Origin of the sequence: Pseudomonas sp. W15Feb34 (assembly GCF_023127765.1) — a bacterium.
Taxonomy (GTDB): Bacteria; Pseudomonadota; Gammaproteobacteria; order Pseudomonadales; family Pseudomonadaceae; genus Aquipseudomonas; species Aquipseudomonas synxantha_A.
Window position 1 is genome coordinate 1 of sequence record NZ_SPKN01000027.1, and the last position, 26,072, is coordinate 26,072.

Annotated in this window: 13 protein-coding genes; 9 read left to right on the forward strand and 4 right to left on the reverse strand. The window is 61.9% G+C overall.

Going from position 1 to position 26,072, the window contains the following annotated elements:
• Positions 1-235: 235 nt before the first annotated feature.
• Complete coding sequence (locus E4O97_RS12905; protein ID WP_005789991.1) at positions 236-787, reverse strand: RNA polymerase factor sigma-70; 552 nt, start codon at positions 785-787, stop codon at positions 236-238.
• Between the two features lie 301 nt (positions 788-1,088).
• Between E4O97_RS12905 and E4O97_RS12910 the strand changes: the two genes are divergently transcribed.
• From E4O97_RS12910 to E4O97_RS12925, 4 genes are all read left to right on the forward strand, one after another.
• Positions 1,089-1,841 (forward strand): alpha/beta fold hydrolase, encoded by a 753-nt coding sequence (locus tag E4O97_RS12910; protein WP_005789988.1) that lies wholly within the window; start codon positions 1,089-1,091, stop codon positions 1,839-1,841.
• A gap of 51 nt (positions 1,842-1,892) precedes the next feature.
• On the forward strand, positions 1,893-14,789 hold the full coding sequence (locus E4O97_RS12915; RefSeq protein ID WP_248161458.1) for a non-ribosomal peptide synthetase: 12,897 nt from the start codon (positions 1,893-1,895) through the stop codon (positions 14,787-14,789).
• 166 nt (positions 14,790-14,955) lie between these two features.
• Entirely contained in the window at positions 14,956-15,942 is a 987-nt protein-coding gene (locus E4O97_RS12920) for a hypothetical protein (RefSeq protein ID WP_248161460.1), read from the forward strand.
• The gene (locus E4O97_RS12925; protein WP_248161462.1) at positions 15,896-17,674 is read left to right on the forward strand and encodes a hypothetical protein; all 1,779 of its coding nucleotides are present in this window, start codon (positions 15,896-15,898) and stop codon (positions 17,672-17,674) included. Before E4O97_RS12920 ends, E4O97_RS12925 begins: the two co-directional genes overlap by 47 nt.
• 68 nt (positions 17,675-17,742) lie before the next feature.
• On the opposite strand, the gene dsbG is transcribed toward E4O97_RS12925, so the two are convergent.
• Genes dsbG through dsbD form a run of 3 tightly spaced genes read right to left on the reverse strand, consistent with a single transcriptional unit; the run spans position 17,743 to position 21,052 of the window.
• Entirely contained in the window at positions 17,743-18,504 is a 762-nt protein-coding gene (dsbG, locus tag E4O97_RS12930) for a thiol:disulfide interchange protein DsbG (RefSeq protein ID WP_032880097.1), read from the reverse strand.
• Entirely contained in the window at positions 18,480-19,325 is an 846-nt protein-coding gene (locus tag E4O97_RS12935; RefSeq protein ID WP_032880099.1) for a TlpA disulfide reductase family protein, read from the reverse strand. The genes dsbG and E4O97_RS12935 overlap by 25 nt, the downstream gene beginning before the upstream one ends.
• Positions 19,325-21,052, reverse strand: a complete 1,728-nt coding sequence (gene dsbD, locus E4O97_RS12940) for a protein-disulfide reductase DsbD (protein ID WP_248161464.1) — start codon at positions 21,050-21,052, stop codon at positions 19,325-19,327. Before dsbD ends, E4O97_RS12935 begins: the two co-directional genes overlap by 1 nt.
• Positions 21,053-21,229: 177 nt before the next feature.
• Between dsbD and E4O97_RS12945 the strand changes: the two genes are divergently transcribed.
• The 5 genes from E4O97_RS12945 (at position 21,230) to E4O97_RS12965 (ending at position 26,005) form a co-directional block, all read left to right on the forward strand.
• Entirely contained in the window at positions 21,230-21,910 is a 681-nt protein-coding gene (locus E4O97_RS12945; RefSeq protein ID WP_005789979.1) for a response regulator, read from the forward strand.
• On the forward strand, positions 21,910-23,229 hold the full coding sequence (locus tag E4O97_RS12950) for an ATP-binding protein (RefSeq protein ID WP_078821947.1): 1,320 nt from the start codon (positions 21,910-21,912) through the stop codon (positions 23,227-23,229). The genes E4O97_RS12945 and E4O97_RS12950 overlap by 1 nt, the downstream gene beginning before the upstream one ends.
• A 123-nt stretch (positions 23,230-23,352) precedes the next feature.
• A complete protein-coding gene (locus E4O97_RS12955; RefSeq protein WP_248161465.1) occupies positions 23,353-24,120 on the forward strand; it encodes an N-acetylmuramoyl-L-alanine amidase in 768 nt (255 codons plus the stop codon).
• Between the two features lie 179 nt (positions 24,121-24,299).
• The gene (locus tag E4O97_RS12960) at positions 24,300-25,697 is read left to right on the forward strand and encodes an aspartate aminotransferase family protein (RefSeq protein ID WP_078821945.1); all 1,398 of its coding nucleotides are present in this window, start codon (positions 24,300-24,302) and stop codon (positions 25,695-25,697) included.
• A gap of 83 nt (positions 25,698-25,780) precedes the next feature.
• A complete protein-coding gene (locus E4O97_RS12965) occupies positions 25,781-26,005 on the forward strand; it encodes an MbtH family protein (RefSeq protein WP_003192847.1) in 225 nt (74 codons plus the stop codon).
• Positions 26,006-26,072: the final 67 nt, after the last annotated feature.

Genomic DNA, 26,072 nt, shown 5'->3' on the forward strand with positions numbered 1-26,072 from the left:
GGCGCGGGGCGGCTAAACCGGCATCCCTGCCGGTTTACCCCCCAAATCCATGGCGAATTACGGCCAGCGTGGTTTGACGGGGCGCCTGAGATCAAAAGCAGATCAAGATCAAGATCACGAGCGGCTCGCTTCGCATTGTGGTTACGGTTGGTTGCGGCTACACGAGTTGTGTGGATACCCATGCTCATCGGTACCAGCATCACGCCTCTGCTCCCGCAGCATGGGCCCGCCGCGCTCAAACCCTGCGCGCAAACGTATCGCTGTGGCTGCCCGACACCTTGCGGCAATGCACCAGCGCATCGCGAATCATGAAGTTCACCAATGTCGGCGAAACCCCCAACTCCTTGGCGATATCCTTTTGCGGCACGCCATGCAGGCGGTACATCTCGAACGCATAGCGGGTGCGCTGGGGCAGTTCCGTCAGGGCGTCGGCGATGTTTTCCAGGGTGTTGAAATTGATATGGGAGGTTTCCGGTGAAGCGCCGTGAATGACCACATTCAAGCCTTCCTCTTCGGTCCCGGAGTATTTGAGCTCCAGGGCCTGCTTGCGGTAATGATCGATCGCCAGGTTACGCACGATCTGGAACAGGTAACTCAGTTGGGCTTTGAACGATGAAGTGATCGTTGGCGCTGACTGCAACCGGAAGTAGGCGTCCTGTACCACGTCTTCGGCACGGGAGCGGCACCCGGTAATGCGTGCGGCGATCTTCACCAATATCAGTCGATTATCGACGAACGCCTGCAGAAGGGGTGAGTCGCACCTGCCTGTGGATACTTGTTCCGTCATGGAAATCACCTTGTCGCAAAAGAGGTTAGGGGAGGGCGTCCTTGCTGAGGCCTCCTACACATCGGGCAACAAATTATGCTGAATGATAATGATTGTCAAATGAGAAGGAGAACTAATCTTATGCCTTTGTGGAAGGTGTGAACCACGTCTCGCTCGCAGCCTGCGACTAATTATTTTCCGGGGCCGTCCGTTCTTCTGGGTGACAGGCTTGTTAACAAACGGCCAAGGATCAGCACCCGCAGGAGGAGCAGATGGGTTTTTATCGTGCATTGGGCGTGTGTCAGTTTGGAGTGCTTGCGTGATGAATACGCCCACCCGGCTGCGTCTGTTTTGCCTGCCCCACTCAGGCGCCAGCGCCTCGGTCTATGCTCGCTGGCGCCGCGTCCTGCCGGATTGGTTGCAGGTATGCCCGCTGGAATTACCCGGGCGCGGCAGGCGCATGGACGAGCCGTTGCAGCGCGATATCAAGGCTCTGGCGGCGCAATTGGCTGAGGAAATCAGCCGTGATCTCGACGGCCCTTATGCCTTGTTCGGCCACAGCCTGGGTGGGCTGTTGGCGTTCGAGTTGGCCCATGCCTTGAGCGCGCGCAATGTGCCTGCGCCCCTGGCGTTATTTGCTTCAGGCACGGCTGGCCCGGCGCGGCGCGATGTCAGCGAATACGCTATCGAGAAGACCGATGCCCAACTCATCGCCCGCCTGCGCGAATTGCAGGGCACTGCCGAAGAAGCCCTGGCCAGCCCCGAGTTGATGCAGTTGATGTTGCCGATCCTGCGCGCCGACTTTCTGCTGTGCGGCAGTTTCATCTACGGCGAGCGCGAGCCGCTTGGCCTGCCAATCCATGTGTTTGGCGGCAAGCAGGACAGCGTACGCGCCGACCAGTTGCTCGACTGGCAACTCGACGCCGCCAGCGGTTTCTCCCTGGATATGTTCGACGGCCATCACTTCTTTCTCGTACAGCACGAAAGCGCCGTATTGCGCTGCCTGCGGCGCTATGCCGACGAGCACTTGGCGCGCTGGCGCATTGGCGCGGCACGGCAACTTGCCGCCGGCTGAACCTCACCGATTTCCCGAATTTCCCGTAAGCCGATTTCAGGCAGGAACCCCATGATGGACGCCTTCGAACTCCCCCGCACCCTGGCCCAGTCCCTTCAACGCCGCGCTGCGCAGACACCGGATCAGGTCGCGTTGCGCTTCCTCGCCGACAGCGTCGAGCACAGTGTGGTACTCAGCTACCGCGACCTGGACCAACGCGCCCGCACCATCGCCGCCGCCTTGCAAGCCAATGCCGGCCTTGGCGAACGGGCGGTGCTGCTGTTCCCCAGCGGCCCGGACTACGTCGCAGCGTTCTTTGGGTGCCTGTATGCCGGGGTGATCGCGGTGCCGGCGTATCCGCCGGAGTCCACGCGCCGCCATCACCAGGAGCGCCTGCTGTCGATCATCAGCGATGCCGAGCCGCGCCTGTTGTTGACGATTGCCAGCCTCAGCGAGGACCTGGCGCAGATTGAAAACGCGCCGCCGGTGCTGAGCGTGGACACCCTGGAGGCGCAGCTTGCCGAGCACTGGGTCGAGCCCCAATTGCAGGCCGACGACATCGCCTTCCTGCAATACACCTCGGGCTCCACCGCCTTGCCCAAGGGCGTGCAAGTCAGCCATGGCAACCTGGTGGCCAACGAAGTGCTGATCCGTCGTGGCTTCGGTATCGACCTCAACCCCGATGATGTGATCGTCAGCTGGTTGCCGCTGTATCACGACATGGGCCTGATCGGTGGCCTGCTGCAACCGATTTTCAGCGGCGTGCCCTGTGTGTTGATGTCGCCGGCCTATTTTCTCGGCCGACCGTTGCGTTGGCTGCAAGCGATCAGCGAATACGGCGGCACCATCAGTGGCGGCCCGGATTTCGCCTACCGTCTGTGCAGCGAGCGGGTCAGCGAGTCGGCCCTCGAACGCCTGGATTTGAGCCGCTGGCGCGTGGCCTATTCCGGCTCCGAGCCGATTCGCCTCGATACCCTGGAGCGCTTCGCGGAAAAATTCGCCGCCTGCGGTTTCACTCCGAACAACTTCTTCGCCTCCTACGGTTTGGCCGAAGCGACCCTGTTTGTTGCCGGCGGCACCCGTGGTTGCGGGATTCCCGCGATGCACATGGACGAGCAAGCGCTGGCCGCCAACCGTGCCGAACCGGGCCAGGGCAGTGCGATCATGAGTTGCGGCACCAGCCAGCCGGACCACGCTGTGCTGATCGCCGACCCGCATACCCTCACCGAGCTTGCCGACAATTGTGTCGGCGAACTCTGGGCCACGGGGCCGAGTATCGCCCACGGTTACTGGCGCAACCCCGAAGCCAGCGCCAAGACTTTCGTCCAGCACGCCGGCCGCACCTGGTTGCGCACCGGTGACCTGGGTTTCATCCGCGACGGCGAGGTGTATATCACCGGTCGCCTCAAAGACCTGCTGATCGTGCGCGGCCACAACCTCTACCCCCAGGACATTGAACAGACCATCGAGCGTGAAGTGGAGGTGGTGCGCAAAGGTCGCGTCGCCGCCTTTGCCGTGAATGACCAGGGCCTGGAGGGCATCGGCATTGCTGCGGAAATCAGCCGCAGCGTGCAGAAAATCCTGCCGCCGGAAGCACTGATCAAAGCGATCCGCCAAGCGGTGGCCGAGTCCTGCCAGCAAGCCCCGAGCGTGGTGGTGCTGCTTAACCCCGGTGCGCTGCCGAAGACGTCCAGCGGTAAGGTACAGCGCGCAGCCTGTGCGATTCGCCACGCCGATGGCAGCCTCGATAGCTATGCGCAATTCCCCGGAGTACAAGAGGCTGCGAGCGGCGCGGCGCTGGCGTCTGATGTGCAACAACAGATCGCGGCGATCTGGTGCGAGCAACTGCAACTGCCCAGCGTGGCCGCCGATGACCATTTCTTCCTGCTGGGTGGCAACTCCATCAGCGCCACCCAAGTGGTCGCCCGCCTGCGTGAAACCCTGGGCCTGGAACTGAACCTGCGCCTGCTGTTCGAGGCACCGACGCTGTCTGCCTTCGCGGCGGGCGTGGCGCAATTGCAACAGGACGGCGGCGTCGCCCAGGGCGTGATTCACGCGTTGTCGCGCCAGGAAGAGCTGCCCCAGTCGCTGGCACAGAACCGCCTGTGGATCACCTGGCAGTTGGACCCGCACAGCAGCGCCTACACCATTCCCGGCGCCTTGCACCTACGTGGCGAGCTGGATGAAGAGGCGTTGCGCGCAAGCTTCCAGCAACTGATCCAACGCCACGAAGCCCTGCGTACGCGTTTTTACGAGCGCGAGGGTCAGGGCTTTCAGCGTGTCGAGGCCGCGACGGATTTTGCGCTGCAAGTCATCGACCTCAGTGACTTGCCCGCTGCCGAGCGCGAAGCGCGTGCGCAGCAGATTCGCGAAGATGAAGCGCGTACCCAATTCGACCTGGAGAAAGGCCCGCTGCTGTGGGTTACCCTGGTGCGCCTGGACGATGAAGACCACCAACTGCTGGTGACGCTGCACCACATCATCGCCGACGGCTGGTCGCTGAATATCCTGATCGACGAGTTCTCGCGCCTGTACGCCGCTGCCGTCCAGGGCCAGCCCCTTGAGCTGCTGCCGCTGGCCCTGCACTACGCCGACTACGGCAGCTGGCAGCGCCAATGGCTGGCCGAAGGCGAAGGCTCGCGCCAGTTGGCGTACTGGACGGCGCAGTTGGGTGAGGAGCATCCGGCCTTGAACCTGGCCACCGATCATCCGCGTTCGGCCCAGCATCGGCACAGCGCCTCGCGGCATAGCCTGCGTCTGGATACACGCCTCAGCGCCGCGATTCGCCAAACCGCTCAGGCTCATGAGTCGACCCCGTTCATGCTGTTGCTGGCGGCGTTCCAGACCTTGCTTCATCGCTACAGCGGCCAGCGCGATATTCGCATCGGCGTGCCCAATGCCAACCGCCCGCGCCAGGAAACCCAGGGCCTGATCGGTTTCTTTATCAACACCCTGGTACTGCGTGCCGAGCTGGACGGGCGCCTGCCGTTCGACCAACTGCTGGCCGCCACCCGCCACAGTGCGTTGGGGGCCCAGGCCCATCAGGACTTGCCCTTCGAACAATTGCTGGAAGCCTTCCCCCAGGCCCGTGAACAGGGCCTGTTCCAGGTGATGTTCAACCACCAGCAACGTGATCTGAGTGCCTTGCGCCGCTTGCCGGGGCTGTTGGCCGATGAACTGCCATGGCACAGCCGCGAAGCCAAGTTCGACCTGCAACTGCATAGCGAAGAAGACCGCAACGGGCGTTTCAGCCTGTCGTTCGACTACGCCGATGAGCTGTTCGAAAGCGCGACTATCCAGCGCCTGGCCGAGCACTACGTCAGCGTGTTGCAAGCGGTCTGCGAGCAACCGCAACAGGCCATCGGCGACCTGCCGTTGATGCCGCCCGGCCAGCAGCAACCCTGGGGCGAAGCGCCCTGCGAGCCGGCCCGGCAGTGGTTGCCTGAGTTGCTCAGCCAACAGAATTCGGACGCCACTGCGCTGGTCTGGCAGCACGGCAGCCTGACCTTCGCCCAACTGCATACCCAGGCCAACCGCCTGGCTCACTACCTGCGCGACAAAGGCGTCGGCCCGGACGTGTGTGTGGCCATCGCCGCCGAGCGTTCGCCGCAACTGCTGATCGGCCTGCTGGCCATCATCAAGGCCGGTGGCGCCTACGTGCCGCTCGATCCGGATTACCCTGCCGAGCGCCTGGCCTACATGCTCAAGGACAGTGGCGTACACCTGCTGCTGACCCAAACCGCGTTGCTGGAGCAGTTGCCGACTGCCGAAGGCGTGTGCGTGATCGCCATGGACAGCCTGCACCTCGACAGCTGGCCAACCCAGGCACCGGGCTTGCACCTGCATGGCGACAACCTTGCCTACGTGATTTATACCTCCGGTTCCACCGGCCAACCCAAGGGCGTGGGCAACACCCATGGCGCGCTGGCCGAGCGTTTGCAGTGGATGCAGGCCACCTATCAATTGAATGAAACCGATGTGCTGATGCAAAAGGCGCCGATCAGTTTCGACGTGTCGGTGTGGGAGTGTTTCTGGCCGCTGATCACCGGTTGCCGCCTGGTGCTCGCGGGGCCGGGTGAACACCGCGACCCGCACCGCATCGCGCAGTTGGTGCAGGAACATGGCGTGACCACGCTGCACTTTGTGCCACCGTTGTTACAGCTGTTTATCGATGAACCGCTGGCAGCCGAATGCACCAGCTTGCGCCGTATGTTCTCCGGTGGCGAAGCCCTGCCCGCCGAGTTGCGCAACCGCGTGTTGGCGCAGTTGCCGGCGGTGCAGTTGCACAACCGTTATGGCCCGACCGAAACCGCGATCAACGTTACTCATTGGCATTGCTCCGCCACCGATGGTGAGCGCTCGCCGATTGGTCGGCCGTTGGGCAATGTGATCTGCCGCGTGCTCGACGAGCAGCTCAACCCGCTGCCGGCCGGGGTGCCGGGCGAGTTGTGCATCGGCGGCATCGGCCTGGCGCGTGGTTATCTTGGTCGTGCCGGGCTGACGGCCGAACGCTTTGTTGCGGACCCCTTGGGTGCGGCGGGCGCACGCCTGTATCGCACCGGTGACCGGGCGCGCTGGAGTGCCGATGGCGTGCTTGAATACCTCGGGCGCCTGGACCAGCAGGTCAAACTGCGTGGGTTCCGGGTGGAACCGGAAGAAATCGAAGCACGCCTGCTGGCCCAGGACGGTATCGCCCAAGCCGTGGTGCTGGTGCGCGACGCGCAGTTGATCGGCTATTACACCGCCCACACCGAACTGGATGAGCAACAGGTCAAAACCGCCCTGGCCGCCCAATTGCCGGAATACATGGTGCCCGCGCTGCTGATGCGCCTGGACGCCATGCCGCTGAGCCCCAGCGGCAAGCTCGACCGGCGCGCCTTGCCCGAGCCGGTCTGGCAAACCCGCGAACACGTCGAACCGCACACGCCTTTGCAGCTGCAAATCGCCGCGATCTGGCGCGAGGTCTTGGGCCTGCCGCGCATTGGCCTGCGCGATGACTTCTTCGCCTTGGGCGGGCACTCGTTGCTGGCCACGCAAATCATCTCGCGCACCCGCCAGGCGTGTGACGTCGAGCTGCCGTTGCGCACCCTGTTCGAAGCCAGTGAGTTGGGCGCCTTTGTCGAGCAGGTCGGGCTGATCCAGGCGGCGGGGCAGCGCAACCAACAAAGCGCAATCGCCAAGGTCGACCGCAGCGCGCCGGTGCCGTTGTCCTATTCCCAGCAGCGCATGTGGTTCCTCTGGCAGATGGAACCGGACAGCCCGGCCTACAACGTCGGCGGCATGGCGCGCCTGCGCGGCGTGCTGGATGTGCAACGTTTCGAGGCGGCGTTGCAGGCATTGATCATGCGTCACGAAACCCTGCGTACCACCTTCCCGAGCGTTGACGGCGTGGCGTGCCAGAACGTCGCACCGCAGACCGGCGTGCGCATGGACTGGCAGGACTTCTCAGCGCTGAGCGAAACCGAGCGCCAACAGCGTTTGCAGCAACTGGCGGATCAAGAAGCGCACACGCCGTTCAACCTGGAAACCGGGCCGCTGCTGCGGGCCTGCCTGGTCAAGGCCGGCGAGCAGGAACACTACCTGGTGCTGACCCTGCACCATATCGTCACCGAAGGCTGGGCCATGGACATCTTTGCCCGTGAACTCAGCGCCTTGTACGAAGCTTTTATCGACGAACGCGATTCGCCGCTGGTGCCGCTGCCGGTGCAGTACCTCGACTACAGCGTGTGGCAGCGCCAGTGGCTGGAGTCCGGCGAGCGCCAACGCCAGCTGGATTACTGGACCGCGCAACTGGGCACTGAACATCCTCTGCTGGAACTGCCCGGTGATCGCCCACGGCCTGCGGTACAAAGCCACCAGGGCGAGCTGTACCGCTTTGACCTGAGCGATGAGTTGGCCGCCCGCGTGCGCGCCTTCAATGCCGAGCGTGGCCTCACGCTGTTCATGACCATGACCGCCACCCTGGCCGTGTTGCTCTACCGCTACAGCGGCCAGACCGACCTGCGCATCGGCGCGCCGGTCGCCAACCGCATTCGTCCGGAAAGCGAAGGGCTGATCGGCGCGTTCCTCAACACCCAGGTGCTGCGTTGCCAGCTCGATGGGCAGATGAGTGTCGCCCAGCTGTTCGAGCAAGTCCGTCATACGGTGATCGAGGGCCAGTCTCACCAGGACCTGCCGTTCGATCATCTGGTGGAAGCCCTGCAACCGGCGCGAAGTGCCGCGTATAACCCACTGTTCCAGGTGATGTGCAACGTGCAGCGCTGGGAGTTCCAGCAGAGCCGCCAACTGGCGGGCATGACCGTCGAGTACCTGGCCAACGATGCGCGGGCGACCAAGTTCGACCTTAACCTGGAAGTCACCGACCTCGACCATCGCCTGGGTTGCTGCCTGACCTACAGCACCGACCTGTTTGATGAACCGCGCATTGCGCGCATGGCCGAACATTGGCGCAACCTGTTGCACGCCTTGATCGCCAACCCGCAGCAGCGTCTCAGCGAATTGCCGTTGTTGAGCGCAGATGAACAGCGCGCATTGCAGGACAGCCTCGGGGTTGAGAAGGGCGAGCATCGCCTCGACCAATGCATCCATCAGCTGTTCAGCCATCAAGCCAGCCAGCGTGCCGATGCCCCAGCGCTGACCTTTGCCGGTGTGACGCTCACTTATGCTGAGCTGGACGCCCGCGCCAACCGCCTGGCCTGGATGCTGCGCGAGCGCGGGGTGGGCCCGCAGGTACGGGTCGGCCTGGCACTGCCGCGCTCGCTGGAAATGGTCATCGGCCTGCTGGCGATCCTCAAGGCCGGTGGCGCCTATGTGCCGCTGGACCCGGAATACCCGTTGGACCGCCTGCATTACATGATCGAGGACAGCGACATCGGCCTGCTGCTCAGCGATGCGGCGATGTTCGAAGCCCTCGGCGAATTACCGACGACCGTGGCGTGCTGGTGCCTGGAAGACGACCTGCCGGTGCTGGAGAATTACCCTGCCGATGCGCTGCCGTTTGTGAGCCTGGCGCAACACCAGGCGTACCTGATCTATACCTCCGGCTCCACTGGCAAGCCCAAGGGAGTGGTGGTGTCCCACGGTGAAATCGCCATGCATTGTCAGGCGGTGATCGAACGGTTCGGTATGCGTCCGGATGACTGCGAGCTGCACTTTTATTCGATCAACTTCGACGCCGCCACCGAGCGTTTGCTGGTGCCGCTGCTCAGCGGTGCCCACGTGGTATTGCGCGCCCAGGGCCAGTGGGATGCCGAAGAAATCTGCGCGCTGATTCGTACCCATCGCATCAATATCCTTGGCTTTACCCCCAGCTATGGCAGCCAGTTGGCGCAGTGGCTGGCGACCCGGCAGCAGACCTTGCCGGTGCGCATGTGCATCACCGGTGGCGAAGCCTTGACCGGCGAGCACCTGCAACGTATTCGTGCGGCGTTCATGCCTGAGGTGTTCTTCAACGCCTATGGCCCCACCGAAACCGTGGTGATGCCGCTGGCCAGCCTGGCGCCGCAGCAGTTGGAGGAGGGCGCCGGCAGCGTGCCGATTGGCAGCATCATCGGTGAGCGCGTGGCCTACATTCTCGACGCCGACCTGGCGCTGGTGCCCCAAGGCGCCAGTGGTGAGTTGTATATCGGCGGTGCCGGCCTGGCCCAGGGCTACCACCGCCGGCCAGGGATGACTGCGGAGCGGTTTGTCGCCGATCCGTTTGCCGCCAAGGGCGGGCGCCTGTACCGCACCGGCGACCTGGTGCGTCAACGCGCCGATGGCCTGGTGGAATACCTGGGGCGTATCGACCACCAGGTGAAGATTCGCGGTTTCCGTATCGAGTTGGGCGAGATTGAAACGCGCTTGCTCGAACATGCCGCCGTGCGCGAAGCGGTAGTGCTGGCCCTGGATGCACCGAGCGGCAAGCAACTGGTGGCGTACCTGGTCAGCGATGCCGAGCCTGTCGCCTTGCGCGAGGCGCTGAAGGCGCACCTCAAGGCGCAACTGCCGGACTACATGGTGCCTGCGCATTTGATCGTGCTGGACAGTATGCCGCTGACCGCCAACGGCAAGCTCGACCGCCGCGCCTTGCCTGAGCCGGACCCTGAGGCCAATCGCCAAGCCTACGTAGCGCCACGCAATGCGCTGGAACACAGCCTGGCCGCCATCTGGTGCGCGGTGTTGAATGTGCAGCAAGTCGGCCTCGACGATAACTTCTTTGAGCTGGGCGGTGACTCGATCCTGTCGATCCAAGTGGTCAGCCGGGCGCGCCAGGCCGGGATCCATTTCAGCCCCCGTGACCTGTTCCAGCACCAGACCGTGCAAACCCTGGCCGCTGTCGCCACCCGTTCGCAGCAGGTCACCGCCGAGCAAGGTGTATTGACCGGCAGCTCTGGGCTTACGCCGATCCAGCATTGGTTCTTCGACACCGATATTACGGCGCGCCAGCACTGGAACCAGGCGCTGGTGCTCAAGCCATTGCAACTGCTCGACCCCCATCGCCTGGAGCAAGCGTTGCTGGCGGTGCTGGAACATCACGACGCGCTGCGCCTGAGCTTCACCCGGCGCGACGCGCAGTGGCATGCCGAACACCTGGCCGTGCCGGAAGGCGGCGTGCTGATGCAGGCGCAGGTGCGCGACATGGAGCAATGCACCGCGCTGTTCACCGATACCCAGCGCAGCCTCGACCTTGAGCACGGGCCGCTGTTGCGTGCGTTGCTGGTGGACGGGCCGCAGGGCCAGCAGCGCTTGCTGATCGCGATCCATCACCTGGTGGTCGATGGCGTGTCGTGGCGTGTATTGCTGGAGGATCTGCAAAACGTTTATCGCCAACTCAGTGACGGCCAGTCTGTCAGCCTGCCGGCCAAGACCAGCGCGTTGCGCGATTGGGCCGCGCGTTTGCAGGCGTACGCCGGCAGCGAATCCCTGCGCGAAGAGTTAAGCCTGTGGCAGGACCAGTTGGCCGGCCCGGCCGTGACACTGCCGGTGGCACGCGCGCAAGGCAGCTTGCGCAATCGTGACGCCGAGACGGTCAGCGTGCGCCTGGACGCAGAGACCACGCGCCAACTGTTGCAGCAAGCGCCGAGCGCCTACCGCACCCAGGTCAACGACTTATTGTTGACGGCCCTGGCCCGCGTGCTGTGCCGCTGGAGCGGCCACGACTCGGCTTTGATTCAGCTGGAAGGCCACGGCCGCGAACCGTTGTTCGATGAGATCGACCTGACGCGCAGCGTCGGTTGGTTCACCAGCGCCTACCCGTTGCGTCTGACCCCGCTGGCCGAGCAGGGCGCCTCGATCAAGGCGATCAAGGAGCAACTGCGCGGCGTGCCGCACAAGGGCTTGGGCTACGGCGTGCTGCGCTACCTGGCGGACGACCTGTGCAAACGCAGCATGGCGGCATTGCCAGGCGCCGACATCACCTTCAACTACCTCGGTCAGTTCGACCAGAGCTTTGGCGCCGAGGCGCTGTTCCACCCGCTGGATGAGTCCGCCGGCCTGGCCCATGACCCGGATGCACCGCTGCCCAATGAGCTGAGTGTCGACAGCCAGGTCTACGGCGGTGAGCTGGTGCTGCGCTGGACCTTCAGCCGTGAACGCCACGATGCGCACACCATCGGCAGGCTGGCCGACGCCTACCTGGCCGAACTGCGCAGCCTGATCGCCCATTGCCTGCAGGACGATGCCGGAGGCCTCACACCGTCCGATTTCCCCCTGGCGCACCTGACCCAGGCGCAACTGGATGCCTTGCCGGTTCCGGCCAGCGCCATCGAAGACGTCTATCCGCTCACCCCGATGCAAGAGGGCCTGTTGCTGCATACCTTGCTGGAACCGGGCACCGGCCTGTATTACATGCAGGACCGTTACCGCATCAACAGCGCCCTGGACCCCGAGCGTTTCGCCCAGGCCTGGCAAGCGGTGATCGCCCGCCATGAAGCCTTGCGCGCTTCGTTCTGCTGGAACGTCGGCGAAGACATGCTGCAAGTGATCCACAAGCCCGGCAGTACGCCGATTGAATACCTGGACTGGAGCGCCGACCCGCAGGATGAGCAGGAACCGCGCCTGCAAGCGTTGCTCAAGGCCGAGCGTGAAGCAGGATTCGATCTGCTCAACCAGGCCCCGTTCCACTTGCGCCTGATCCGCGTGGGGGAGGCACGTTACTGGTTCATGATGAGCAACCACCACATCCTCATCGATGCATGGTGCCGTTCGCTGTTGATGAATGACTTCTTCGATATCTACATGGCCCTGGGCGAGGGTCGCGACGCGCAACTGGCGACGCCGCCGCGCTACCGCGACTACATCGCCTGGCTGCAACGCCAGAACCTCAATGAAGCGCGCCAGTGGTGGCAACAAAACCTGCAAGGCTTCGAACGCACCACGCCGATCCCGAGCGATCGCCCGTTCCTGCGCGAACATGCCGGCGGCAGCGGCGGCATGGTGGTGGGCGACTGCTACACCCGCCTCGATGCCCGTGACGGTGCGCAACTGCGTGAACTGGCGCAGGCGCACCAGCTCACCGTCAACACCTTTGCCCAGGCGGCATGGGCATTGGTGCTGCGTCGCTTGAGTGGCGATCGCGATGTGTTGTTCGGTGTCACGGTGGCCGGGCGCCCGGTAGAGATGCCTGAGATGCAACGTACCGTCGGCCTGTTTATCAACAGCATCGCACTGCGGGTGAAACTGCCCGAGGACGGCCAGCCTTGCAGCGTGCGCCAGTGGTTGAGCGGTTTGCTCGACAGCAATATGCAGCTGCGCGAGTACGAATACCTGCCGCTGGTGACCATCCAGGAGCACAGCGAATTGCCCAAGGGCCAGCCGTTGTTCGACAGCCTGTTTGTGTTCGAAAACGCCCCGGTGGAAGTCTCGGTGCTGGACCGTGCGCAAAGCCTGAATGCCACGTCCGATTCCGGGCGCACCCACACCAACTTCCCGCTGACTGCCGTGTGTTATCCAGGGGATGACCTTGGTTTGCACCTGTCCTACGACCAGCGCTACTTCGACGAAAGCACCGTGCAAGGCATGCTCAGTGAGTTCAAGCGCCTGCTGCTGGCGCTGGTGCAGGGCTTCCATGGCGACATGGCCGAGCTGCCGCTGATGGGCGAGCAGGAACGTGAATTCCTGGTGGAAGGCTGTAACCAGAGCGCACATGCCTACCCGCTGGAGCGCAGCTACATCGAGTTGTTCGAGCAACAGGTGGCGCAGCATCCGCAGCGTATCGCCGCCAGTTGCCTCGACCAGCAATGGAGCTATGACGAGCTGAACCGCCGCAGCAATGGCCTGGGCCACGCGCTGATTGCGGCGGGTGTGGGCCTGGACCAACCGGTGGCGTTGCTGGCTGAACGTGGGTTGGATCTGCTGGGCATGATCATCGGCAGTTTCAAGGCCGGTGCCGGCTACCTGCCGCTGGATCCGGGGCTGCCGGGTCCGCGCCTTAGCCGCATCATCGACCTGAGCCGCACGCCCTTGCTGGTGTGCACCGAGGCGTGCCGGGAACAGGCCATCGAACTGCTCGAAGGGGTCGATTGCCAACTGCTGGTGTGGGAGGAAATCCCTGCCCGTGGCGAAAACCCAGGCTTCTATAGCGCCCCGGACAACCTCGCCTACGTGATCTATACCTCGGGCTCCACCGGCTTGCCCAAGGGCGTGATGGTTGAACAGCGCGGGATGCTCAACAACCAGTTGAGCAAGGTGCCGTATCTGGGTCTGAGCGACGCGGATGTGATCGCCCAGACCGCTTCGCAAAGTTTTGATATTTCCGTCTGGCAGTTCCTCGCCGCGCCGCTGTTTGGTGCGCGGGTAGATATTGTGCCGAACACCATTGCTCATGATCCGCAGGGGTTGCTGGCGCACGTTCAAGCACAGGGCATCACTGTGCTGGAGAGTGTGCCGTCGCTGATCCAGGGCATGTTGGCCCAGGAGCGTATCGGCCTGGATGGTTTGCGCTGGATGTTGCCGACGGGTGAGGCAATGCCTCCGGAACTGGCGCACCAGTGGTTACTGCGCTATCCGCAGATTGGTCTGGTTAACGCTTATGGCCCGGCGGAGTGCTCGGATGATGTGGCGTTCTTCCGCGTTGACCTGGCCTCGACCCGTGGCACTTACCTGCCGATAGGTACGCCGACCGACAACAACCGTTTGTACCTGCTCGACGGTGCGCTCGACTTGGTGCCCCAGGGCGCAGTCGGTGAACTGTGCGTCGCCGGCACCGGTGTCGGTCGCGGCTACGTCAGCGATCCGCTGCGCACCGCCCAGGCGTTTGTACCCAACCCCTTTGGCGCGCCCGGCGAGCGCCTCTACCGTACCGGCGACCTGGCGCGGCGTCGCAGCGATGGTGTGCTGGAGTATGTCGGGCGTATTGACCACCAGGTGAAGATTCGCGGCTACCGCATCGAACTGGGTGAAATCGAAGCGCGCCTGCACGAACAACCGCAGGTGCGTGATGCGGCGGTGGGTGTGCAAGAGGGGGCCAATGGCAAGCACCTGGTCGGCTACCTGGTGGCTGCCGACGCCACGCTGGACCCGAGCGAACACTTGGAGCGCATCAAGCAACGCCTGCGTGCCGAACTGCCCGAATACATGGTGCCGCTGCAGTGGCTATGGCTAGAACGCCTGCCCCTCAACGCCAACGGCAAACTCGACCGCAAGGCCCTGCCGGCTTTGGAAATCGGCCAGTTGCACAGCCAGGACTATGTGGCGCCGCGCACTGAACTGGAAGCCACGTTGACGGCTATCTGGGCCGAAGTGCTGAAAGTCGAGCGGGTAGGGGTGCAGGACAATTTCTTCGAACTGGGTGGGCACTCGCTGCTGGCTACGCAGATCGCTTCGCGGGTGCAGAAAACGTTGCAGCGCGATGTGCCGCTGCGGGCGATGTTCGAGTGCAGCACGGTGGCGGAGTTGGCCGCGTATATCCACGGGTTGGCCGCTAATGAAATCAGTGCCGAGAAGGTGGATCGGTTGAGTGATTTGATGGCGGAGTTGGAGGGGCTCTAAGGCGCAAAGGGCGCTGTCCGTTGGTCGGGCAGCGCCGTTTTTTTAGCGCGAACTGTCAATTCTGACAGTAGGCGGGGGCGAAAAAATAGGACTCACTTAAGGGAGTGCCTTGGCCGGACTGGGCTGGTCGAGGATACCTACCTCTCTTGAACACGGAGTTCTGAAAGTGGCCAAGCAAACATCCATTCCTGAAACCCCCTCAAATACCGACAATGCGTCAACGCCTTCAATTACGCCACAGCCGCAGGCGCTAGAAGTCGACGCGCCCATCATCTCCAGTGAGCTGTACGGGACGATTACGGCAGAAGCGATGGAGAAGGACTCATACCTGACTGTCGACTCGCGCATGGACAGGTTGGACATCACCGTAAAGTTCAGCATAAAGGAGGCGCCAGAGATCCGCTTGAATGATGTTGTTGACTCAAGCGGGCAGCCGGGTGCCAGGGAAATCCTGATTCCGCAGAAATACCTGACCATGTCCATGGGGTACACGCTGATCGTATGGTACGAGGGCACAGTGAGCGGTAAACCAGCCGTTTCACTAACCAAGGAAGTGGGGGTGACTTTTTACTCTGCAGAACAAAGTAAAGCGCTAGCGCCTCGATTAAGAGATGAAAAGATATTCCAAAATACGCCAACCTATGACATGCACGATCACAAAGGCGATGAGATAGTTGAAATACCTATTCCTCCACTTGCCCAGGTTGGAGATAAAATTTATTGCAGTGTCGTTATTGAGCAATTCAGTGGAAAACCCGTTTTCTATATCGTGGCTTACGGGTATGCATTAACGCTCGAAGATATAGCATCAGGCGAAAAACTTGAATTTCCGATTCCTCGTGGTTGGCTGGCACGTCAAAAGCCACGTTACGAATCAATTACTTGTCAGGCTGCCTGGATCACCAGTGGCGAGGAGCCCCAACCGCCGGCTGAAGTTGAAAACCCTGATGAAGAGACCCGTCTTCCCAGGAACGCTCTTCAAATCCAACATCGTCGTACCGCTGCTTTCATTGGGGATCAAGGCCTGGAGAATTTGCTGCCTCCCCATTTGCGGCAGTCTGCGTTTTTCGATGATAAGTGGTGCCTCAATCCGGAGCTCACTAAAAATGGGGGGAGATATAGATGCGCCGGAGCTGGACACTTATGCCGGTGATCAGATCTGCTTCTACGTAAGCGGTCCCGGCTACGGATCGAAGTTACTGGGTTGTGTGGATATTGAAAGCGATGGGGACCCGGCGTCCGTCAAGTTACCGCGCTGTGTGATTGCTTGTTTCTTTAATAAGCCGATGACGCTGAGCTATACCGTTCAATTTCCTAATCTGATGGGTCCAGAGCCTCAGTCGCCGGAGCGGGTGGTCGATGTGCTGAAGCCTAGACTTTCCAAGTCGGAAATTGCAGAGGCCACTCACGGCAAGGTTAACCTCAATATTTTCGATGAGGACGCATCGGCGTTTGTTCATATTGGCGACTATGCCACATGCTCAACGTTTTGCTGGATGTGGATCACCGGTGAACATGAGGACGGAAGTAGCTACCAATCGGAAATTTTGACGAAGGCGCCTGTTACGGAGGACTGGAAAAATAAAGGTGTTGAGACGTTTATCTCGAGAGACAAACTGCTACCACTGGCTGATTGCAGTGATTTTGAACTGCATTTTGCCGTGAGTTTCTGCGAAGCCTCTGACCGATCAAAAGCTATCGAGGCTCCGGCGGCGACTTTCCATATCGTCCAAGAAGAGCTAGTGCTGCCTGCGCCCAAAGTTGCGCAGGCGGAGGGGGACGAATTGGAGCCGTGGAATGCTCGACATGGCTTAGAAGTAATCGTCAATTATCTGCGTATGAGTGAAAAGCATGAGATCAGTGTTTGCTGGAAAAGACCCAACGGCCTCTGCTGGGAATTGAAATCTGAAGCTGGCAATCGTGACGGCATTGTCAAGTTTTCCCTGCCTGCTGATGCGGCGATAGAGAGCATGGGCGAAACGGTGGAAATCACTTACACCGTGGTCACCAAATGTAGTGAAGCACAGACTTCAGCGTCGTTGAATTTGAAGATTAACCTGCCCACGCGTCTGGAAACGCCAAACGTGCTGGAGGCGTCGCCGCCCGGGGTAGATCGTGGCGTTGTGGATTTGAGAGTCATTGACGGGAATGCTAACTCCTTCGAAAGTTCAATGTGGTTTTTGCGCAAAGGTCACATATGCTGGCTGCGCGCCACGGGCTTAGATGAAAACGGCAATCCGTACACGTTTGTTGTGTATGAGAACAGAGTCATTACGGATGAGGAGGTGACTAAAGGGGTGGCGGGCCCCGTGCTGCGAGCCGCCTTGGATAAGTTAAAAGACGACACCGACTTTATCCTCACTTTCAGCGTGTCCACGCAGGGCAGTTTGAAGGAAAACGTAGTATGCCCATCGCGGGTTTTGAAAGTGCGTGTTCCACCTAAGGTTCGCTATGAGAACTTCACTGGGCAGCCGACCCGACTGATTTCTGCAGGCGGAAGCATTAGCATCCCGACAATGAACATACGTTTTCTGTCTGGGCCAGGAACAATGGGTATCTCAACATACCCATCGACGCCAGGGATGCTAGAGGGGCAGGCACTTGTTTTTGCGGATGGGTTAGGCCAGACGCCGAGTCATCAAAGAGTGCGCCTTGATTTAACCTTTACATGTAAGCGTGTGAAGTGTGCATATACCTGGAATCACTATCCTACGACAGTGAGTTTTTACAGTCCGTCTGGCGGATATTTAGGTGCAGTAAATTTAAATGGGAGTCCTTTGAATAGTTGGATCGATTTTTCTGCACCGGTAGGTTCGGTAATAGGCTACATAGAGATATCGTCTGGCGATTGGATGTACTTTGATTTCTTTACCTTCTGGTTGTAGCTTCAGTCAGCTTGACTAAACGCCCACCTGCTTAGGGTGGGCGCTTTATGCACATCGTTTTTATCAACTTACTTCGGCCCCAAAATCTTCACCAACTTCTCCGGCGACGGCGCCCCCTGCTGCTGTTGCAACCCACCCTTGTCATCCAGATAGAAAATCGCCGGCGTTGCTGACAACTCCAGTTCATCCATCAACTTCATATTGGCATCGAGCTTGGCCTCGACCTCGGCCGGGATCTTCTCCAGCGCCTTGAGCTTACTGCCCTTGCCGGCGGCTTCGTGTTCTTGCAGGGCTTTTTGCGGGTCTTTGGCGGCGAGCAGGGCGGCGGATTTGCCTGGGCTGTCTTCGCGGATGATGCCGACCATGATGTGGCGCAACTGCACCTTGCCGGCCTTGACCCACGGCCGCGCCTGTTCCCAGAACATGTTGCAGTACGGGCAGTTGGGGTCGCTGAACAGGTACACAGTGCGCGGGGCGTTTTTGTCGCCGTCCTGGATCCAGCTGCTTTTTTCCATCTTGGCCCAGACTTCCTTGGCCATGGGTGCGTACACCAGTTTTTCCAGGGGCGCGGTGCTCAGGTCATTGCCCTGGGCGTCGTACAGGTTGCCGGCGATCACGTTTTTGCCGTCGGCGGTCAGGTACAGGGCCATGCCACGGTTCTGGTACTGGGCGGCGTAGCCGGTGAGGCCGCTGGGGGCATCGAATTTACCGATGATCCTGGCGCCCTTGGCTTCGATCTGTTTGATCGGCGCCGGCCAGTCTTCGGCCTGGGCCAGGGAGGCGGCGAGCGTCAAGGGCAGCAGGGTCAGCAGGTGGCGGAGGCGAGGCATGTCGGTTTCCTTGTCGTGGTGTCATCGAAGGGTTCCATGGCGCGGGCCAGGCTGGCTTCGGAGAGTTCGCCCAGGTGGCTGTTGATCAGGCGCCCATCGGCTTGGTAGAACAGCGTGGTCGGCAGGGCCATGGAGCCCACGGCCTGGCCGAGGCGGCCGCTGGCGTCGAACAGCACGTTGTCCAGGTTCAGGCCCTGGGTGGCCAGGTAGGTGCTGACGCTTTGCATGCTCTCGGCCTGGTTGACGAACAGAAAGGTCACATCGGGGCGCATACGCTGGGCGTTTTCCAGCACGGGCATTTCGCGCCGGCACGGCGGGCACCAGGTGGCCCACAGGTTGATCACCAGCGGGCCACCCTGGTAATCCGCCAGTTGCACCACCTCGCCATTGGCGTTGCGCAGGGTGATGTCCGGCAGGCGCGTGCCTTTTTCATACAGGCTGAGGGACAGGCTGGCCATGCCCCAGAACAACAGACCGGTGATCACCCCGGCGCTGAGCGGCTTGCGCAGGGCCGGGCGACGCCAGCCATACGCCAGCGCGCCGAGCACCAGCGCGATGATGCCGGGCCAGGCGAGGAAGCCACCGTCACGCAGGTCGACCATCTCGACCCAGTCGTTGCTGTAATAACTCCAGTACATCAGCACGAAGCTGACGCGGGCGGCCAACATGCCCAGCAGGAACAGGCTGAACAGCACCGATTCGGGGTTCTCACCGCCACGCTTGGCCACGCGCCAGCCCACCAGGGTGGCGAGAATCAGCGCGCTGATCAGCAGGATGTGATTCAGGGCGATGGCGAATGTGCCGATGGTCAGGGTCAACATCAGCGCGCGTCTCGGGTTTGCGTCCAGCGTTGCAGGAAGGCGGCGGCATCCACTTCGCCGGTGATGCGTTGGGCGCGACGTTCATCACCGTCCGGGCCGATCCACACGAAGCTCGGTGGCCCCGGCACCTTGTAGCGGCCCAGCAGTTCGCGGCTGGCAGCGTTGTCGGCGGTGACATCCAGGCGTAGCAGGCGCACGTCTTTGAGCGCGTCCATGACTTCGGGTTTGCCAAACACCTGTTTCTCCATGATCTTGCACGACACGCACCAGTCAGCGTAGTAATCCAGCAGCACCCATTGGCCCTGGGCCTTGGCGCTGTCGAGCTGGCTTTGCAGCACGGCCGGGTCATTGATGGTGGTGAAGGCGTCGTGAGCGCTCGGTGCACCGGCGACCTTTGAGCCGCTGTAAACCTTCAACGGTTGCCACAGCTCATCGCTGCCACCGGCTGCGCCCACCACCAGTACCGCGCCCCACAGGCCCAGCACCAGGGAACCTGCGCCGAACACCTTGGCGGCCAGGCCGAACTCACGGGCCAGTGTCCAGCCGCAGTACGCCATCACCAGCGCCAACGCACCCCACAGGCCGATCCACAGGCTGTCGCCGACCACTGGGCGAATCATCAGCACGGCGGTGCCCAGGAACAGGAAGCCGAAGATACCCTTGAGCACGTTCATCCAGGTGCCCGGCTTGGGCAGGAAGCGATTGCCCACGGTCACCAGCAGCAACAGCGGAATGCCGATACCGATGCCCATGGCGAACAGGATCAGGCCACCGTGCAGCGCATTGCCGCTCTGGGCGATATAGAGCAGGGCGCCGGCCAGGGGCGCGGTCATGCACGGGCCCACCAGCAGGCCGGACAGCGCGCCGAGCACACCGGCACCCACCAGGCTGCCACCGCTTTGCTGGCGGCTGACGTTATCGAGACGGTCGCGCAGGAAGGCGGGCAACTGCAATTCAAAGAAGCCGAACATCGGCAGGGCCAGCAGCACGAACAGCGCGGCAAAGCTGCCGAGTATCCACGGGGTTTGCAGCAGCGCGGCGAGGTTGGCGCCAAGCAGCGCGGCCATCACACCCAGGCCCGCATACACCAGTGCCATGCACACCACGTAGCTACCGGCCAAGGCAAAACCACGGCGCGGGCTGGCGCCACTGCCAACCACCAGGCCGGCGAGAATCGGCAGCATCGGCAGCGAGCAGGGCGCAAACGCCAACAACAGGCCCAGGCCAAAGAAGATCAGCAGGCTCCAGCCCAGGCTGCGTTGTTGCAGGCCGCTGGCCAGGCTTTGGTCCTGGGCCTGCGCGGTAGCGGCTACGGCCGGGTTGCCGCCCAGGTCCACGGTGATCGACTGCGGTGGATAACACAGGCCCGCATCGGCACAGCCCTGCCAGCCCAGCTTGACCTTGCCGGTGGCGCCGGCCGGGATCTTCACTTCCAGGCCCTGGCGATACACTTGCTGTTCGCCGAAGAACTCATCGCTATGGGGTTCACCCTGGGGCAGCACGGGTTGTTCGGCCAAACCGTCGAACTTCATGCGTTGCTGGTACAGGTAGTAACCGTCGGCTATCTGCCAATACAGTTGGGTTTCGCCACTTTCAAGACGTTCGGAGGTAAAGGTGAAGGCTTTGCCCACCGGGAGAAAGTCGGGTTTGGTTTCGAAGGGGTTGCCCGGCGCTGCCTGGGCGAATCCCGCGAACAACACCAGCAGAAAGGTAAACAGATGCCGCATGGTCAAGCCTTAGTTCGATGCAAGTGAGGCACACAATGTGTGGCGCTGATTAACCGATGATTAACCGGACGCTATTCTAGAGTGTAGGGATAATCTGATGTTGTGAACTTTAGCGGCATAATGCGCGCTTAATCTGGCGCTTTTCTAATCACCCCCATCTTTCATGAAGGGTTCAGCATGCACGTACTGGTCTGTGAAGACGACGAACTGATCGCCAGCGGTATCGTGGCCGGCCTCGGTGCCCAGGGCTTTACGGTCGAGCGCGTGGCCACGGCCGCAGCCGCCAGGGCGATGCTCAAGGCTGCAGCGTTCGACATCATGGTGCTCGACCTCGGCCTGCCTGACGAAGATGGCCTCAAGCTTCTGCAACAACAGCGCAGCCAGGGCCTGGAAATTCCCGTGCTGATCCTCACCGCGCGGGACTCGGTGACCAACCGCGTCGACGGCCTGCAAGCTGGCGCCGATGACTACCTGCTCAAGCCCTTCGACCTGCGCGAACTCGCCGCCCGCCTGCAAACCCTGTTGCGCCGGGTGGCGGGGCGCAGTGTCAACCTGATCGAGCACGGCCGCCTGGCCTACGACCCCAGCAGCCGCGAGACCTTCCTGGATGGCCAGCCGGTGGACCTGTCCCGTCGCGAACAGGCGCTGTTGCAGGCGCTGCTGCACAACAAGGGCCGTGTGTTGTCCAGCGAGCAGCTCAAGGACAGCATCTACGGGTTCAGTGATGAGCTGGAAAGCAACGCGCTCAACGTGCATATCCATCACCTGCGGCGCAAGTTGGGCAATGGCATCGTCGAGACCGTCAGGGGCTTGGGCTATCGCCTGGGGCCGGCTGATGCAGGAGAGAACACTCAGTGATGAGCTTGCGCCTGCGCCTGACGTTCAAGCTGGGCGCCGCTTTTGTGCTGATCTGGGTGCTGGCGGCCGCCTGGATGCTCAACGATTTGCGCAACCAGATGATGTTCTCCCTCGACCAGCGCCTGGTGGCCTCGGCGCGCATGGTAGCCGGGCTCACCGAACAGATGCCGGGTTTGGCCAGCGTCAGCGGTGGTGCACATTTGCGCACCGAACAATTGAACGTGCCGGGGGGCATGGCCTGCCAGGTCAGTTCTTTGCGCGGCGAGATCCTGGCACGCAGCCACACGACCCCGGATGAAGGTCTGGAGTCGCGCAGGAGTGGTTTTCGTGACCAGATGATCGATGGCGTAGGTTGGCGCAGTTTCACCCTGTCCCGGGGTGACCTGCTGATCACCACCGCAGACCGCCAGGTGGAGCGTGAGGCACTCAACCTGTCGATCCTGCTGGCAGCATCGGTACCGGTCGGCGTGGCATTGCTCGGTTGCCTGTGCCTGTTGTGGCTGGGCATCGGCCAGAGCCTGGTGCCGCTCAATCGTATGCGCGACGCCTTGATGCGCCGCAGCGCCGACTCTCTCGAACCCTTGCAGATTCACCCGTTGCCCAGCGAGCTCAAGCCGTTGCTCGACACCCAGAACCAACTGTTGCAGCGCATCGCCAAGACCATCGAGCGCGAGCGCCGCCTGACCGGTGACGCGGCCCATGAACTGCGCAGCCCGTTGACGGCAATCAAGACCCACCTGCAAGTGGCGCGCATGACCGAAGGTGCGGCGCGCGACCAGTCGCTGGCGCACGCCGAGGAGGGCGCTGACCGTTTGCATCGCACGCTGGAGCAATTGTTGCTGTTGGCGCGGGTGGAGGGCAGCTTGTCGTTTGACGATGGCTTGCAGTCCAGTGCCGAAGAAGTCGCCAGGTTGGCGATCCAGGACGCCAATGCCGGTGACAATTCCCGTATCGATCTTATTCTTGCGCCGGACCTCTCCCACGTTCCGGTAGAAATGCCCGTAGGCCTCGCCGTCGCGGCCTTGCGTAACCTGCTGGACAACGCCTTGCGCCATACCCCCGCCGATACCCGCGTGGAACTGCACGTGTTTTCTACCCCGGATAACGTGGTGTTTCGCGTGCGTGACCATGGCAAGCAGATCTCCAGCGAAGACCTGCAATACCTTACCCAGCGCTTCTGGCGTAATGGCAACAGCGAAGGCTGCGGCCTGGGCCTGGCGATCGTGCAGGCGATTGTGCAGCGCTGCGCCTGCTCGCTTGAGTTCGACAGCCAGCCGGACGGCTTGCGGGTTGAGCTGGGTATGCCGCTGCGCCGCTGAACCTTGCTTTTCATGTGCCAAGTAATTACCGCCCGCCTGACATTCAACCCTTCAGGATGGCGGTAATTTTTTTGCGCTTGAACGGGCCGAATGATTCGGCCTGAAATGAAAAGGACGGTTCTTATGTTGGTTATCGACACCAGTTTCCCAGCCAGGGATTTCAACGACCGCCAAGGTGAATCCGTGCAGCAGGTTATTCTGCACTACACCGCGGCGCCTTTTGCTTCGTCCCTGCGTACCCTTACGCAACACGGCGTCAGCGCCCACTATCTGCTGCCCGACCCTGATGAATCCAGCTACCGCGCCGCGGGTTATGAAGAGTTGCGCGTGTTTCGCCTGGTGGAGGAGGACAAACGCGCCTGGCACGCGGGAGTGAGCCATTGGGCGGGGAGGGACGACCTCAACAGCCGCTCGATTGGCGTTGAAGTCGTCAACCTGGCGCGGGATGACGCGGGGGTATTTACCTTTCCCGAATACTCCCCGGCACAGATCGATGCGTTGATTGCATTGGTTCGCGACGTGCTTGCACGTTATCCGCAGGTCGGCCCGACTGACCTGATCGGGCATTCGGATGTGGCCTATTGGCGCAAGAGTGATCCGGGGCCGCGGCTGCCCTGGCGTGTTCTGCATGAGGCCGGTATTGGGGCCTGGTTTGATGAGCCAACACGGGCGATGTACCAGCGCCGCTTTTGTGTCGGCTTGCCGCCAGAGGTTGAGGTAGAGCGTGCGTTTCAGCGTTTTGGCTACAAGCCCGCGCAGAATCGCCGAGCCTTTGAACAGCGCACCCGGGCGTTCCAGATGCACTTTCGGGCTAGGGATTATTGCGGGTTCCTGGATGCAGAGAGCTGCGCGATCTTGTATGCACTGAACGACAAATACCGCGGGCTATGAAGTGTGGGAGGGGGCTTGCTCCCACATTTGCATCTTCATTCATCAGTTATCGATCGCCGCCCCCTAAATCCTGTTCTAGCTGATGCGTTTCCAGAACAGGAAATCCGTGCGCATGCCCTTGGGCCAGCCGCCAACGGATCGGCAGTTTGGTCATCATCAGCGTATTGAGGGATCGAGAGATGTCAGTCGCTACCAGCCGTATCGAAGACGCCCTGGCGCCTGCGGAAACGCTCTACCAGTTTGACGAAACCCCGCTGCTGGCCCGCCAGCGCCAGCAGGAGTCCAACGCCCGCAGCTACCCGCGGCGTATCCCCCTGGCGCTCAAACGCGCCAAGGGCCTGTATGTGGAAGACGTCGAGGGGCGGCGTTTCATCGACTGCCTGGCCGGCGCCGGCACCCTGGCGCTGGGGCATAACCATCCGGTGGTGATCCAGGCGATCCAGCAAGTCTTGAGCGACGAGTTGCCGCTGCACACTCTGGACCTGACCACACCGGTCAAGGATCAGTTCGTGCAGGACCTGTTCGGCTTGCTGCCATCGGAACTGGCGCGGGAAGCGAAAATCCAGTTCTGCGGCCCCACCGGCACCGATGCGGTGGAAGCCGCGTTGAAACTGGTGCGCACCGCCACCGGGCGCAGCACTGTGCTGTCGTTCCAGGGCGCTTATCACGGCATGAGCCAGGGGGCGTTGAGTTTGATGGGCAGCCTGGGGCCGAAGAAGCCGCTGGGGGCGTTGTTGGGCAATGGCGTGCAGTTCCTGCCATTTCCGTATGACTACCGCTGCCCGTTCGGGCTGGGCGGCGCCCAGGGTGTGCGGGCCAACCTGCACTACCTGGAAAACCTGCTCAACGATCCCGAAGCCGGGGTGGTGCTGCCGGCGGCGGTGATTGTCGAAGTGATTCAGGGTGAAGGCGGCGTGATCCCTGCCGACCTCGATTGGTTGCGTGGCTTAAGGCGTATCACCGCGCAAGCGGGGGTGGCGCTGATCGTCGATGAAATCCAGAGCGGCTTTGGGCGTACCGGCAAGATGTTTGCCTTCGAACACGCCGGCATCATTCCGGATGTGGTGGTGATGTCCAAGGCCATTGGCGGCAGCCTGCCGCTGGCGGTGGTGGTGTATCGCGACTGGCTCGACACCTGGCTGCCGGGTGCCCATGCCGGGACGTTCCGCGGCAACCAGATGGCGATGGCGGCGGGCTCGGCGGTGATGCGCTACCTCAAGGATCACGACTTGGCCAGTCATGCGGCGGCCATGGGCGAGCGTCTGTGCGAGCACCTGCGCATCCTGCAGCGCGACTTCCCGCAGTTGGGGGATATCCGTGGTCGTGGGCTGATGCTGGGGGTGGAGCTGGTGGATCCGACGGGCCCGCTTGATAGCCTGGGGCACCCGCCGGTGCATCGCCTGTTGGCACCGCTGGTGCAGCGTGAGTGCCTCAAGCGCGGGCTGATCCTGGAGATGGGCGGGCGCCATGGCGGCGTGGTGCGCTTTCTGCCACCGCTGGTGATCACCGCGGCCGAAGTCGACCAGGTGGCCGAGATCTTCGGGCGCGCCTTGGCGGCGGCGGTTGCCGGCGTTTAATTTTTGCGGTGCCTGGTACGTTTCTACAGATATCAGCGCTGCGCGTGGTGCGCAGCCAGCCTTTTGAGCGATGGAGAACAGCAATGACCTCAGTATTTGACCGCGACGACATCCTGTTTCAGGTAGTGGTCAACCACGAAGAGCAGTATTCGATCTGGCCTGACTACAAGGCTGTGCCTGAAGGCTGGCGAACCGTGGGCAAGAGTGGCATGAAGAAGGAGTGCCTGGCGTATATCGAGGAAGTGTGGACGGATATGCGTCCGTTGAGCTTGCGCCAGAAGATGGACGGCGCCGCCCTCGCCAACTGATTCACTTGGGCCCGACTGTGGGAGGGGGCTTGCTCCCGATAGCGGTGTATCAGTCAGCCAATGTTCA